The sequence below is a fragment of the Limisphaera sp. VF-2 genome, assembly GCF_049537125.1.
Taxonomy (GTDB): Bacteria; Verrucomicrobiota; Verrucomicrobiia; order Limisphaerales; family Limisphaeraceae; genus Limisphaera.
In genome coordinates, this window is record NZ_JBMVQY010000001.1 from 505,030 (window position 1) to 519,258 (window position 14,229).

Genomic DNA, 14,229 nt, shown 5'->3' on the forward strand with positions numbered 1-14,229 from the left:
CGGAGCCCGGTCGAGCCATGCATGCCGACTCCGAGGATCTCGCCGGAGAACACGACGTCGATACCAGTCTCGCAGGGGTCCCAAAACCCCGGGGTGCGCCATTCCTGGAGCCTCGCGCCAGATCCGTCCCATCCGCAACCATGCCACCCACAACGCAGCCCACCCCGGCGCATGCGAGATCCCCAGGCACTACCAGAACTCGAGGTCCAACCCCGCTCGCCCCTCTGCGATTCCGAGCCAACGACATGGCCGTGCCCAACCAAACCAAATCCGCCAACCGGTCCAGCCATTCCCACACAGCGGTTGCAGGCAGCCGTGCGCCAAAAATGGGGCGCCCAACTGCCAACGCAGCCATGACGCCCATTCTGCCCAGCAGGCACGTTCCCGCCTCCTCCTAGAACGTGGAGACCATGAGACCGACACTGAGCGAGAGGAACATCGCCTGAAAACAAACAGCCCCTGCAGCGAACCCTTCTTGAAGTCGCTCCCCGCCCAGCAGAATCGCCGGAGTGAGAAGCGGGTGGGAGACCCTCAGGGTCCACTAGATCGTGAGCGACCGGGCCAACCACTTTCCCGTCAGCACCGCCCCCGGCTTCACTTCCATCAAGAACAGGAGTCCCGGCGTACCCTCGCGGCGCTCCCGCCTGATGCAATCGCCAGTGACCACCCCGGAGAACCGGCAAACCACCAGGAAGATTCCACTCCAAAAACTCGAAAAGCCGCCAGCCCGGTCCCCACGGCGCCGTGACCCCACCCTGCTCCAGTCGATGAAGTTGGGCAGCGTCAGCACGACCACTGCCGTCGGCAACGCCACTCGCCAGCGGCACAGCCCCGGCCCACGCGCCGCCGCCCGCAATTCCCGCTCCACTACAAGGCACCAACCCACGGCCCGAAACGCTTGGGCCGATTCACGAAAAACCCGGGGAGATGGGTTTTCATCCCCTCACCTCAGCCCGGCGAAACCTCCCCACAGGCCCGCTGGTTGCCCGGGCTCTCGTCGTTCACGCAACTTTTCGCCTTCACACTTCGAACCCGGCTCCGTCCAAGCTGTCCTCTTCCACGCACACCCGCTTCCCACCTCTTCTCGTCGCCGGGGTTGCCCTCCAAGCACCCGCGGGCCACGGGCCGGGCTCCCGGCGCTCCGGGCGCTGCTCAACCCAGCGAGGTTCGAAAGCGCCGACACAATTGGTGCCAGGCAAAGCCGCCAACGAGAAAGTCCAACCCCAGCCGCATCCCAAAATAAATCCACGGCGACCACACCCAATCTCCCACCCCCTGACCGATGCTGCGGAACATCAGATCTGCCACAAAGAGGACTGCTCCTGCCGCCGACATGAGCGCCCATGGAATGCCCCAAACGAGGCCCGCCGTCAGGACCATGCTCAGCAACGCCGAGCGACCCGACATAGCCATCCATGTGCCCGCGGAAACCAGAGCCGCCACATCCGCCCACACCAGAACCAACGAGGTGGCGAAATGGGGGCTGATGGAGGTTCCACGCTGCGCCAGCCCCCACCCCATCAGGCAACTTGCCAACGTAAAGAGCAACAACGGCCACAACCAGAGGCGGCGCAGCGCCAACCAGTGCGCTTTCCAGAGGCCCTCCGGGCCCTGGGGAGAGGTCGCCACCAACTCGGCTCCGCCTTCTCGTCGGTCTTCGGCAAGCACGCTGATGGTCTGACTCAGGGTCACCGCTCTGACCAGCGCGCCCCCTACGAAAAGAAAGACCCAGGTGGCACCTACCGTCCACTCCCATCTCCATGCAATCCAGATCCACAGGAGGACCATGCTGCCCAGCACCGACCAGGGCATCCATCGATCCCCGCGCGTGCGCAACAACCGCCAGGCATATGGAGCCCGATCCAGCCACACCGCTCGCTCCGCCGGATTTCGTATCCGCATCCACTGATGCAAGGCTGCGCGCCACTTGCGGATCGTGCCCAGCCGGGCAGGTGCATCGGTCTCCCGCCACAATCGATCCACCAACATTCGGGTGCCCGTAAACGCGCAAAGCCCCAGCGCGAACTGTACGGCAGCCCAGGCCCAGAACCAGCCGGGCCCCGAACGATAGGCGGTATCGCCGATCAGGAACAACCCCCCGGCCGGCGTCCACACTGCGGGAAGAAAATCCAGCGCATGCCAATCCAGGAAACCCAGGCTCACTCCGACAACCATCGGAATGATGGCGCTCAGGATCACCAGCACCACAAACGTCCAGCCCAGGGCATCCACCACCCGAAGATTCAATGCCGAGCAAAACAACCCCACGTTGAGGGAAACCCACAGCGTCAGAAGACACACCAGGGCGGCCCGCGACCACTGCCCCGGGCTCACTCCACCCAGTAAAATGGGCAGAGTCAGCAAAGGCAGCGCTGCCACCACCGCCCCCAAAGCCTGCAACGACCCGGAAGCCAGCTTTCCGGCCACCACCGTAGCCGGGCTCAGGTCGGTCAGGAACAGTAGTCCCAGAGTGCCCTCCCGACGCTCCCGGGCCAGAGAGTCCGCCGTCAACACCATCCCGGCCATCCAGCAACTGAACCACAGGGGGATGATCAGCGCGGTAAACAGGACTTCGCCTTGAAAGGCCGGCGGCGCATCATGAAGGAAAGGCAGGGCCGGCATCAGGGCCCCGACGCACAGCGCAAGCGCTCCTCCGACGCGCCACCACCAGGTGCCGGCGCGGCGAGCGGCTGCCCGCAGTTCCCGGTCCACCAAAACCCACCACAGCACGCGCCCAGTCAAACCCCTGACCGCAGGCGCGGCAACTGATTTTCCAACCCCTCCCGTCCCGGTCCCGAACGCGCGGGCAGCTCAGGGCTGAATCCCGGGGAGATTCAAATCCGACGCAGAGGAACTCCCCGTCTGCAAGGCTTGCCATGCGGCCAGGGCCGCCACACGTGCCGCGGCATGACCCACGACGGGACGAGGATAGTCCACACCCAGCCGAATGCCCGCATCTCGGAGCACGTCGGACGGTGCCTCGAAGGGTTCGTGAATCCAGCGTGCCGGCAGTCGCGACAGCTCCGGACACCAGCGTCGTACGTAGTTTCCCTCCGGATCGAACTTCTTTCCCTGCAAGACAGGATGAAAAAATGCGGAAATACGGCGCGGCATCGGCGCCGCACCCGGCCGTCCACTGCCAGCCCAGCGTGTTGTTGGCCAGGTCCGCGTCCACCAGCGTGTCCCAAAACCACCGGGCTCCCTCCCACCAGCCGATTCGCAGGTCCTTCACCAAGAACGAGGCCACGATCATCCGCACCCGGTTGTGCATCCAGCCCGTTTCCCAGAGCTGACGCATCCCCGCGTCCACGATCGGGTATCCCGTCCGTCCCCGTTGCCAGGCACACAAACCGGCCGGATCGCTCCGCCACGGAAACCGCTTCCACTCCGGGCGAAGGGGCTCGGTCGCCGTGTGCGGGAAATGGTGGAGAAGGTAATGAGCGAACTCCCGCCAGCCCAGCTCCCGAAGAAAGGCGGAGTCTCGCCACGAAGAGCGGGAGCCACCCCGCCCTTGCGCCCACTCGGCCACCCGATGCCAGATCTGACGCGGTGAGATCTCCCCGAAATGCAAGTGAGGCGAAAGCTGCGACGTACCGGCGAGATCGGGCCGATCTCGCAGCTCGGCATAACGATCACCCACCTGCGACAGGAACTGCTCCAGCCGGGTCCATGCCGTTTGCTCCCCCGGCCGCCAGGTGGCTCGCAAGCCGGCCGCCCAGTCGGGCCTGGGTAACAGCTCCAACGATTCCAGCGGTACCGAGGCCGGCCATCGGGTGGGCGCGGGCAAACCCGTGGGCGCCGCGGCAGGACGTTCCGGACCCGCCGTGGTCAGACACCGCCGCCAGAAGGCGGTAAACACCTGAAAGGGTTGACCAGAACCCGTCCGAATTCCCTCCGGTTCGAACAGCAAGTGCGAGTTGAAGGATTGCGTCTCGATTCCCCAGGCACGCAGGGCCGTTTCCACGTGCTGTTCTTGTCGGCGCGCCGCGGGTTCGGAGCGGCGGTTCCAGTAAACGGCCCCGGCCCCGGTCTCCTGGATCAAGCCGCGCAGTGCGTCCACCGTGGGGCCGCGCCTCAGGATCAGTCGGGACCCCAGCCGCTGCAGCGAGTGGTCCAGAGACGCGAGAGAGCCGTGCAGCCACCACCGCGAGGCCGCCCCGGGTGGCCAGGGTTCCTCCTCATCCGGCGCCCATACAAACACGGGGATCACCGGGCAGCCCCGATCCCGGGCCGCCGCCAGCGCAGGCTGATCCGCGAGCCGCAGGTCCCGGCGAAACCACACCACGACCGGCCGGTGTTTTTCTTCCACACGCACCTTCATGGCGCCCGGAGAGGATCAGAAGCAACCCCGACGAGGAAAGCGCAAATCATGGTGGCTCGCCGGGCTCCAAGACGGTCGGCGGCGGCCGGGTGCCCTCGAGGGTTCCACACGGAGGGCGGCGCGGGTTTTCCCTGCCCCGGCCCTGTCACCCTGCAGGCGGCTGCGACGTGGTCCGCTCCACCCAGGCAGTGGCATGTTGTGCGAGCTCGGCTGCGTTCTTCAGCCCGAGCTTCCGCTTGATCTGCTCGCGGTAGTACTCGACCGTCTTGACGCTGATGTGCAGTTCCTGCGCGATCTGGCGGGTGGTTTTCCAGCGCCCGATCAACTCGAACACCTCCAGTTCGCGGTCGCTCAGAAGTTCCGCCGGCGAGTTGCCGGCCGTTCCATGGCCCTGCAACTGTTTTTGGAGAAGCTTCACCGCCAGGGCGTCGCTGACGTACACCGACCCGCCGAGCACGCGTCGAATGGCCTCCAAAACCTTCTCGAGGGCCTGGTCCTTCATCAGGTAACCCAGCGCGCCCGCCCGAAAGGCCACCTCGGCATACACGGATTCATCATGCACGCTCAGCACCAGGATGGGCAGGTTCGGAAAGCGCGCCTTCAAGTTGCGCACCAGTTCCAGCCCGCTGCTGTCTTTCAGCGAGAGGTCGGCGATCACCAGGTCGGGTTGAAGTCGCTCCGCCGCCGAAAGCGCCGCACCGGCATCCTCCTCCTCCCCGCACACTTCCATGTCCGGCTGCCGGTTGATCAATTGCGCGATCCCGAACCGCACCACGGCGTGATCGTCCACCAGTAGAATCCGGGCCTTTTTCCCGGCAGGTCGGGCCTGATGCCGCTGTGTCATGTTCCTTCCAAGCGCCGCTGTCAACCTCAGTGGGCATCCTGCCTCACTCCGGAAGCCCCTGCAATCTGAAAACCGCTCCCGCCCCTCCGCAACGGGGTCGCTCCCGGGCCTGTCCAGTTCGACACCGCAGATCATACGCGATCAGCCCGGCCCGGCCTCCACGGCCGGGGCCGAGCCCGCCCTCGGGTTGGACGGACGATCACAAAATCGCTTGGAGGCGAATCCGGGACCGGCTACAGTGCGCCCGTTGCGTATGAAAAAAAGTGCGCTGACACCGGCGCTGCTGATTGTTTTGCTGGTCTTCGCGTTGGGCACCCTGGGCCTGACGTATGCCAACGTCCAGCTCATCCGCAAGGCCCGCTCCCTCCAGGACGTGGCCAACCGAATCAACAACGTACGTGTGACGCTGGACGCGCTGGCCCGGGACGCCATTGCCTACAGTCAAACCAACCGGGCCATCGATCCCATCCTCATTTCGGTCGGGCTCAAGCCGGGCCCGACCAACCCGGCCGGCGGCAACCGCTGAGCCGCCGCCCATGAGCCGTCCCAACTTCTGCCAACTCCGGTTCGTGCCATGAACGAGACGCCCGAAGTCAAGCCGCAACCGTCCACCTCCGAAACCACCGCCCCTCAAGGCCTGGCCGAGGCGGTGGCCACCCTGCAGGTTCAGTTGCAGGCCACTCTGATCCTGCTGATCATGATCACCGGGGCATTGAACATCTATCTGCTCCGACAATACGTGGCGTTGCGCAAAGACGTGGCCGTCCTGGAACCGCAAGTGGGCCAAATGATGGCCGTTTATGACAAGGTCACCATCCCGCTCGCCCGCACCTTTTTGGGGCAACTGACCGAGTTTGCGCGCCAACATCCAGACTTTCAACCGATCCTGAACCGGTACCAGGTCCAGGTCATCCCGGGCACGGGCGCCCCGCCGGCGTCGGCCCCGGCCGCAACCGGCTCAGCCCCGCCCACCGCTTCACCGCGGCGTTGAGAGGGGAGGCACTCAGAAGGTGTCTGACTCCGGCCGGGCTGCCCTCTTCCCGGGCGCTGTCCAGGAGCCATACGCGGCAGATTTGACCGGCGGCGCAGCTTCCGCCAAAGCTGTCGGCTTGCCCAACACGCCGTTTATCCCGACCCCTGCCCGTTCCGTGTAGTCTCGGGAGCCCCGAATTCGGCGGGCAGATTGCGATGTTCAGAGCCCCGCCGCCGGCCGCTCGGAGGTGGTCTCGTCTTGCTGCCAGGCTAATGTTCGTGTCTCGACCTTTCACCGAAGCCGGAACCCGCGAACCATTCTTTGGCGCCGATGAACATCCGTTGAAGTCCGGCTTTTCGCGAACACTCCTTCAGGCTGGCAGAGCGGTCCTGCACCGGAACACCGCCCGGACGGCGCTTCAGGTACGGGCCGACACGGGTGCATCCCCGGCGGGGCAACCGGGGTCCCACCGGGAACGCGGCAGCGTCCCGGCCGCGCCGGGTCCCCTCACCCGGCCCAAGAACGAAGAAGCTGGAGACAGAGGCAAGGCTTGCTTCCTTACCGGCCGCGGCACGCGCGACCGGGTCCCGAGAGCCCCGCGGGATTCCCCAACAACGCTCCGCGCCCCGGAACCGTGCCCCGCCTCCGGTGCGCGCCGCCCTCGAGCAGACTTGGAGCACCGCGGACATGACCTCTAGAATCCCACCATGAACTGGTTGGACCAAGTGCTGTTCCCGGGCGGGCAGTTCCTGGGCATCCGCTGGAGCGTGTGGAAGGTGATCGGCTGGACGGGGAATCTGATCTTTTTTTCGCGCTTCTTTGTGCAGTGGTATGCGACCGAGAAACTGAAACGAGTGGTGGTCCCCCCGGCGTTCTGGTGGTTGAGCCTGGCCGGATCCTTCCTGTTGCTGGTCTATGCGCTGCGGCAGCGCGATTCGGTGTTCATCTTCGCCTACCTGTTCACCTGGATTCCCTACATCCGCAACCTGGTCATCCACTATCGACACGCAAACGCGCACCTGGAATGTGGCGGCTGCGGACAACGGTGTCCGCCCGGGTCGAGGTTCTGCATGGCCTGCGGCGCTCCGCTGTTCGATCGACCCGGGGCCCCGGCGCCTCCCTCGCCCCAGCCGAATCCGGATGCCGCCCCGTAAACCGCGGCCGCCCTCAAGGCGTGGCGGGCTGCTGCAGCGACTGCGCAATCTGCCGGAGTTGGCCGGTCACCGCAACCGCTTGCGCACGGCGCACGCCGCCGACTTGAAGGATGGCTTGAACATCCGCCAGGACTTGTTGCAACCGTTCGGCCGACAGGGTGGCACTGTTCATCAGCGCAAACAGGTCGGTCGCCAACCGCTGAACCTCGGTGTCCTCGAGGGTCGCCGTACTCAGACAGGCAGCCAGGCTGTCCACAAACCCCTGCAGGGCCGCTCGACCCGGCTTCTGGGGACCGCGCGCCGCTGCCAGCAACTGTTGCAGAACTGCCTCCTTGGCGCCACTGGGAGGGTTGGCCTGGCCGACCAGGCGTTTCAGTGCCGACTCCAACGGCTTCGAGGTGGCCCCGGGCGCTGCGGGGTTTCCGCCCGCATTCGGGGCGGCGCTCGGCGATGCCGCCGGCGTGGGGACGCCCTGGCGCACATTGTTCTGGTCGCGCAACTCCTTGGCGCGTTGTTTGGCGATGACGGCGGCTGCCTGAGCCAGCAAACCGGTGGGCAGCGTCAGGCCCAGAGCCAGGACGGGGATGAGAAGAAAGCGTTTCATGGCTGGAGGCAAGCGAAGGTTCAGGGTTGGGACGGTGCCGTGGCCGGGGCTGGTTTTTGGGCGGTGAGCGCTTTTTCCCTGGGCCACAGTCGGAGGTAATCCACCAGGATCATTTCCGCCTCCCGGAGCACGAAATCGGCGGCGGGCGCCAACGGTTCCTCGGGCTCCAGCAAGTCGTCGGATTCCCCGGGGACCGGTGTCTCTTCAGGAGTGGCCGGGGCGGTCGGATTGGCGGCCACCAAATGGTTGGTGTCCGCACCGCCCGCAGAACCGGCGGAAGCCTGGCTCAACCGGTTGGTCCGGGAGATGGGCGGCGGCAAGCCCGGCTTGTCCACATCCGCCAGCGTGAGCTCGCGCACGGGGATCTCGGGTTCGTTCCGGGCCATTCGTTCCCTGGCCCGCGCCTTGCGCCGCGCTTCCTGTTCCTCCTTCTCCTTGAGCCGGGCCTGCTCGTTGAGCGAGAGGGAGCGATCCTCCTGCATTTTCAAGAACTGCTCGATGTCCTCCTGCACGTAGGCAAAGTCCCGGGAAGCACGAACCCGGGAGGCGGACCGGCGGCGCAGCTCTTCCAGGTACGGGGCAACCCAGTCGAGGCGTTCGTATTTGGCACTCTCGATCGTGTCCCAGGGCAGCGGATTATCCAACGCGCTCTCGCCAATGTCTTTCGAGACATTGAGCACCGAGGGCAACACGATGTCGGGCACGACGCCCTTCAGCTGGGTGGATTCCCCATTGGCCCGGTAGAACTTGCTGACCGTGTACTTGAGCAGCCCCGGATCGTTCGTGAGGATGGTGCTCGGCCGCATGAAGTTGCGCAGCAGACTGGGGGCCTGCACGGTGCCCTTCCCGTGCGTGGATGCGTCGCCGACGAGCACGGCCCGACCGTAATCCTGCAACGCGGCCGCCACAATCTCGGAAGCCGAGGCACTGAAGCGGCTGGTCAACACCACCAGGGGCCCTTCCCACAGCATGCGCGGGTCCCGGTCCTCCTTGACCGTCACCCGGCCGTCACCGTCGCGCACCTGCACGATGGGGCCGCGCGGGATGAAAAACCCGGCAATGCGAATCGCCTCTTCCAACGACCCGCCCCCGTTGCGGCGCAGGTCCAGGATCAACCCCTCCACGCCCTCGGCCTTGAGCTTCTCGATCAACCGGGCCACGTCCGCGGCGCAACTGCGGTAGTCGGACCGGTCCTCGGTCCCCACGAAATCCATCGTGGAGTAAAAGGAGGGCAGATCGATGATCCCGATTCGCCGCGTGCCGCCGCCTTCCTCCGGCCAGTCCACCACGCGGGCCTTGGCCGCCTGGTCTTCCAGACGGATGCGGTCGCGCACCAGGGTGACCACTCGGCGCACCGAGGGATCGGGCGCGTCGGCGGGGATGATCATCAGGCGAACCGTGGTGCCCTTCGGGCCGCGGATCAACTGAACCACCTTGTTCAGGTTCATGTCCACCACGTCCACAAACGGCCCGTCTCCCTGGGCCACGGCGACGATCCGGTCCTTTTCCTTGAGTTTCTTGCTGCGCTCGGCGGGACCTCCGGGGATGAGCCGGCGAATCGTGCAATAGCCGTCCGGCGAGGTCAGCTCGGCCCCAATGCCCTCCAGGGCCAGGTTCATGCCCATGGCGAAATTCTCCATTTGCTGCTTGCCCAGGTAGTCCGAGTGCGGATCGTACACGTGCGCCAGCGCATTCAAATACACTTGGAGGACGTCCGCATTGTCCCATTCGGCGAACATGCGCAGGTTCCGATGGTACCGACGCAGCAGCGTGTTGGTAATCTGCTGGGGTTTCTCCCCGTTGAGCTTCTCTTGCAGGTATTCGTAGCGGAGCCGGTCCCGCCACAGCTTCCGGGCCTCGTTCAGATCTTTGGGATAGGGGGCCTTGCGCCGATCCAGCTGCACACGCTCGTCGGTGTCGAACTGAAAGGTTTCCGTCCGGAGCAATTCCTCGACATAGGCGACGCGCTGTTGAAGGCGCTCGAAGAAGCGGTCGAAAATCTCGAACGCCGGCGTGGTGTCCTGCCGTCGCAGGATGTAATCGTCCAGACGGTGCCGGTAGAACTCGAACTCCCGCAGATCCGATTGCACAAAATGAAGGTGCTGCGGGTCATACGATTCGATGTAGCGCTCGAGGAACCGCGAAGAGACCGTGTCATCGAACGCCTGCCGCGTGTAGTGCTGACTCTCCAAGAGACGGGCTGCCACGTACGCTATCCGTCCCTCCGCCGGCGTGGGCTTGAGCTGGGGACGGACAATCGGCTTCTCCGGGGCGGCCCGGTCCGAGCCAACCTGCACTTCGGGGGCGGAGGCCCCCTGCCCCAGCCACACCAGGCAGGAGAGCCCGATCCCTCCGATCCACGGCCAGAAGCCAAGCCATCCGCCCCGACGGGTTCCGTTTCGCATTGCCGAGTCGCGTTGCATGCCTTGCCTGTTCTTTGACCCAACTATAGCGCGAATTGTTCAGCTTGAAAGGGATGAAATGCACGACGCCATCGAATGAGCCGGCCGGGGACGTCTTCAGCCCCGGCGTCGGCGCCGCATCTTCAGCCATCGCCAGCCCCGTTCGAAGCCATTCGCCGGCCCGGAATTCCCTTCGACCCACAAGGCGCCAACCTCCGCGCCCCGGGCCGGCGCACCGGCGAGAACGGGCAGCGCCCACCTCTTCGCCTGTCTTCTGCCACCCTGTCACTCCTCCGTGTTTTCCGTGCTGGAAACCCGCGCCGATCCCCCGGAGCCTCCAACAAAAAGGGGACGTGACAACCGCATGCTGCTGTGTTAACTAAAATGTGCGAACGAAAAACGGCCCTTGTCGGAGACCGGCTTGAAGCAACCCCAGAACAGGCGCAGAGGGCCGGGGCAACTGGCAGGCGATGGGGCATGGAACCGCGGAGCCAGAGCGCGCAGAAGAGAGGAGTCGGCGCAAAGCGAAGCGGGCCGTGTCCCAGGTGAGCAAAGGTCTTCGGCCGGGCAACCGCAGGATGTTTCCATGAAACCCAATGCAACGCTGAAGCGGACGTGCGAGCCTCCGCGGGCTCGGAGAGCGTTCACCCTGATCGAGCTGCTGGTTGTCATCGCCATTATTGCGATCCTGGCGTCGATGTTGTTGCCGGCGCTTTCCTCGGCCAAAAACCGGGCCCAGAAGACTGCCGACCTCAACAACAACCGCCAGATTTTGCAGGCCACCCACATGTACGTGAACGACAACAACGACTACCTGCCCTCCCCCGGTTGGGGGACCAGCGTTCCGTGCTGGGCCTACGGCGCCGGGATCCCACCCGGGAACACCTCCATCCCCATGTTCCCGGTGGCCTTGTCGAACCAGCTCGTCTACTTCACGCGTGGCCAGCTTTACGAGTACCTGCGTGACGCGAAGATCATGAAGTGCCCCGCAGACAGTAAGATCGACAACCTGTACGTACAGCGGAACATCCTCTTCACCAGTTACGTCTGGAACGGGTCGGTTTGCGGGTATGGAGCCCTCCAAAACCAGCCGCCCGGCCGGCGCAATACGTACAAGATCACCTCGTTCAAACCGCATTACGTCCTCATGTGGGAAACGGACGAGTACACGCCGTTCTACTTCAACGACACCTCGAGCTATCCGGATGAAGGGATTTCCGCGCGCCATGGCAAATCCGCCACGGTGGCCCTGTTTGGCGGAAGCACCGAAACCATTCGAGTGGCCCGGTGGTACAGCTGGGAATTTGCGGGAACCCGAGAGGCCCGCGGCTCCTCGATTCCGCCGACCATGCTGCCCAATCGGGCCTGGAACAACCCCGGGCATCCCCAGGGCCGATTCTAATCCCGTTTCGCCCCCAACCCACGAATATGTCGCGAAAGTTTGTCCAGTTCTGCGTTGCCTGCGCCGCTGCAGCCCTCGGCTTCACCGCCTGCTCCAAGAAAGAAGCAGAGGCACCGGCACCGCCAACCGCACAGGCGGTTACCGCCGAGAATCAGCCTCAACAGCCGTCTCCTGATCCCCTGGCCGCCGGTCCCACCGCGGCGGATCTGGCGGCCCAGCAAGCCGCCATGGAACGGCTGCGCCAGGCCGAACTGGCCGCCCGGCAAAAGGAATACGAACAGGCCGTGGAAGCCATGCTGGCGATCCAGCAACAAAGGCGTGCGCTCACCGAACAGCAGGCGCAACTTTACTACGAGCGCATGCGCCAGTTGCAGGCCGACCTGGCCGCCGGCATTGCCGCAGGCGATCCCCGTGCCAAAGCCGCGGCAGAACGACTGCGCCGAGCCGCAACGGTCCGTTAACACTCCGGGGGGCCGGCCCGAGAGGGAACGACCACGACCACGGCACAGACGCCCAAATCTTTGGGCGTGCTCGGCGGCGATCGGGATGAATCTCTTTCGGGACCGGGCCACCAGGGCCGGGAGCAGAAACAGACCCTTTCCCCCACCCGGGCCGCGCCTTTCGGCTTTTCGGACACCCGCGGCCCGGCAGTGGGCCTTGCGGGAAAGGCCGGTGCCAGCGCTCGGAAAGCGCACCAGCCCGTCGCCCCGGGCTGTGCACCCGGGCCAAACCGAGATCCACGCCGCCTTGAAGCGACGGAAGCCAGTGGGGCACACCCGGCCCTCGTGTTGGCAGGCACTGGGGTGCGTCCTGTCAGGGCGCGGAGACCTTTGGGGAGCCGGAGCTCCGCGACCGTTGCCCAAGATTCAGCGTCGCGATGCCCCCTCGGCGGGGTTTGGCGCGTGCGACCCGTGAACCGCAGAGAGCTCTTCCATCCCTGGAGCCCCCGGATTCAAGGAAACGCCGTTTCCCCGCGGCCGTCCCAGGCCGAGGACGCTCGATTACCCGCCGGTCTTTCAGGGTGTCAAAACCCCGCCACGCTCCGCAGACCGGGCCACCGACCAAACTTTGCTCGAAAACCGCAGGGAATCTGTTTAGCGTTGGGGCTTCCGGAGAGGTCATGAAAGGCCCGGGTCGCAGAAAGATCTTGTACGGGGTGGTGACGGCCCTGCTGGCGGTGAACCTGGTGGTGGGCGCGCGGATGTTCCGCCAGGCTCATCGCTCGGCAGACGATTCGCCCTACCCGCATCTGGAACTGTTTTCGACGGTGCTGGAAATCGTACGTCGGGATTACGCCGACGGCACCAATCTCACGTATCGAGCACTGGTGCGAGGGGCCCTGGACGGCCTGCTGAATACGCTGGGCGATCCGCACAGCGAGTTCCTCGATCCGGACCGTTTCCAGGACCTGCAGGATGACACCCAGGGCGAATTCGGGGGTCTCGGGCTGGTGGTGGGACTTCGCGAGGGCAAGCTCACCGTGATCTCCCCCATGGAGGATTCCCCCGGGTTTAAAGCCGGGATCCTCAGCGGCGATCGGATCCTGCGCATCGAAGACCGGTCCACCGAGGGCATGAGCCTCGAGGAAGCGGTGCGTCAATTGCGCGGTCCCCCCGGCACCAGCGTCACCCTCACCCTGTACCGTCCCTCCACGGATCACACCTTCACGCTCACCCTCCGCCGTGCGGTGATCCAGGTGGACATGGTCAAGGACCTGAACAATCGAAAGGATTTTCCCGTGTCCGCCGACGGCATCGGTTATGTCCGGATCACGCAGTTCGGAGAAAAAGCGGATCGGGAGCTGCGCGAGGCATTGCGGAAACTGAAGGCCCAGCAGGTGCGCGGGTTGATTCTGGACCTGCGATGGAATCCCGGGGGCTTGCTGGAGCAGGCCGTGGCGGTCAGCCAGGAGTTTCTGGCCCCGGGCCAGCTGGTGGTCACCACGCGGGGTCGGAATCCCCATCAGAACCAGACGCACATTGCCACGGGCCGCGGGGATCAATTGCCCGGGGTCCCGATGGTGGTGCTCGTCAACCTCGGCACGGCCAGTGCCGCGGAAATCGTCGCCGGTTGTTTGCAGGACCACAAGCGGGCGATCATCCTGGGTGAACAGACCTTTGGCAAGGGAAGTGTGCAAAGTGTGATTCCCCTGCCCAACGGTGCGGCTCTGCGGCTGACGACCGCGAAGTACTACACCCCGAGCGGCCGGCTCATCCACGAACGCGGGATCACGCCCGATATCGTCGTCCCGTTGAGCGAGGAAGAAGAACGGGACGTCCTGCTGCTGCGTTCCCCCGGCGGGCTGGAAAGCCTGCCGCCCGAGGACCAGGAGCGCGCCCGCAAGGCTCGCGATCCGCAGTTGGAACGGGCCCGGGATCTGCTGCGCGCTCTGCACCTGGCCCTGGAACGAAACGGCACCTCCGCGGCCGCCGTGGCTGTCCCCGCAGTGCAGTGACCATGTGGAGCCTCGCTGCCCTCCCCAACCTCCCGGCCGACTGCGCCGTGACCGCCGGGCGCACCCCTCGCGCG

Annotated in this window: 11 protein-coding genes and 1 pseudogene; 6 read left to right on the forward strand and 6 right to left on the reverse strand. The window is 65.3% G+C overall.

The annotated features are described in order from the left end of the window. Positions 1–541 precede the first annotated feature (541 nt). The 4 genes and pseudogenes from ACPDIT_RS01750 to ACPDIT_RS01765 form a co-directional block, all read right to left on the reverse strand. Positions 542–886, reverse strand: a complete 345-nt coding sequence (locus tag ACPDIT_RS01750) for a hypothetical protein (RefSeq protein ID WP_423440997.1) — start codon at positions 884–886, stop codon at positions 542–544. A 266-nt stretch (positions 887–1,152) separates the two neighbouring features. Then, the gene (locus tag ACPDIT_RS01755) at positions 1,153–2,730 is read right to left on the reverse strand and encodes a hypothetical protein (RefSeq protein ID WP_423440998.1); all 1,578 of its coding nucleotides are present in this window, start codon (positions 2,728–2,730) and stop codon (positions 1,153–1,155) included. Positions 2,731–2,811: 81 nt separating this feature from the next. Continuing rightward, positions 2,812–4,321: pseudogene (locus ACPDIT_RS01760) on the reverse strand (cryptochrome/photolyase family protein). A 145-nt stretch (positions 4,322–4,466) separates the two neighbouring features. Beyond that, a complete protein-coding gene (locus ACPDIT_RS01765; protein WP_423440999.1) occupies positions 4,467–5,165 on the reverse strand; it encodes a response regulator in 699 nt (232 codons plus the stop codon). 253 nt (positions 5,166–5,418) lie between these two features. Here ACPDIT_RS01765 and ACPDIT_RS01770 point away from each other — a divergent pair, with 253 nt between their 5' ends. The 3 genes from ACPDIT_RS01770 to ACPDIT_RS01780 all read left to right on the forward strand — a co-directional run bounded on the left by ACPDIT_RS01770 (position 5,419) and on the right by ACPDIT_RS01780 (position 7,292). Next, positions 5,419–5,691 (forward strand): hypothetical protein, encoded by a 273-nt coding sequence (locus ACPDIT_RS01770; RefSeq protein WP_423441000.1) that lies wholly within the window; start codon positions 5,419–5,421, stop codon positions 5,689–5,691. Positions 5,692–5,739: 48 nt separating this feature from the next. Further along, entirely contained in the window at positions 5,740–6,156 is a 417-nt protein-coding gene (locus ACPDIT_RS01775; protein ID WP_423441002.1) for a hypothetical protein, read from the forward strand. A 689-nt stretch (positions 6,157–6,845) separates the two neighbouring features. Continuing rightward, the gene (locus tag ACPDIT_RS01780) at positions 6,846–7,292 is read left to right on the forward strand and encodes a lipid-A-disaccharide synthase N-terminal domain-containing protein (RefSeq protein ID WP_423441004.1); all 447 of its coding nucleotides are present in this window, start codon (positions 6,846–6,848) and stop codon (positions 7,290–7,292) included. Between the two features lie 13 nt (positions 7,293–7,305). On the opposite strand, the gene ACPDIT_RS01785 is transcribed toward ACPDIT_RS01780, so the two are convergent. Together ACPDIT_RS01785 and ACPDIT_RS01790 are read right to left on the reverse strand one after the other, a co-directional pair. Further along, entirely contained in the window at positions 7,306–7,896 is a 591-nt protein-coding gene (locus ACPDIT_RS01785) for a hypothetical protein (RefSeq protein ID WP_423441006.1), read from the reverse strand. A 20-nt stretch (positions 7,897–7,916) separates the two neighbouring features. Further along, positions 7,917–10,301 carry a carboxy terminal-processing peptidase gene (locus ACPDIT_RS01790; RefSeq protein ID WP_423441008.1) on the reverse strand — a complete coding sequence of 795 codons (2,385 nt, stop codon included), beginning with the start codon at positions 10,299–10,301 and terminating at the stop codon, positions 7,917–7,919. A 583-nt stretch (positions 10,302–10,884) separates the two neighbouring features. On the opposite strand from ACPDIT_RS01790, the gene ACPDIT_RS01795 reads away from it, so the two are divergent. The 3 genes from ACPDIT_RS01795 (at position 10,885) to ACPDIT_RS01805 (ending at position 14,155) form a co-directional block, all read left to right on the forward strand. Then, the gene (locus ACPDIT_RS01795) at positions 10,885–11,700 is read left to right on the forward strand and encodes a type II secretion system protein (RefSeq protein WP_423441010.1); all 816 of its coding nucleotides are present in this window, start codon (positions 10,885–10,887) and stop codon (positions 11,698–11,700) included. A 26-nt stretch (positions 11,701–11,726) separates the two neighbouring features. Further along, positions 11,727–12,161, forward strand: coding sequence for a hypothetical protein (locus tag ACPDIT_RS01800; protein ID WP_423441011.1), 435 nt, complete (start codon positions 11,727–11,729; stop codon positions 12,159–12,161). 659 nt (positions 12,162–12,820) lie between these two features. Continuing rightward, on the forward strand, positions 12,821–14,155 hold the full coding sequence (locus ACPDIT_RS01805) for a S41 family peptidase (protein WP_423441013.1): 1,335 nt from the start codon (positions 12,821–12,823) through the stop codon (positions 14,153–14,155). Positions 14,156–14,229 lie beyond the last annotated feature (74 nt).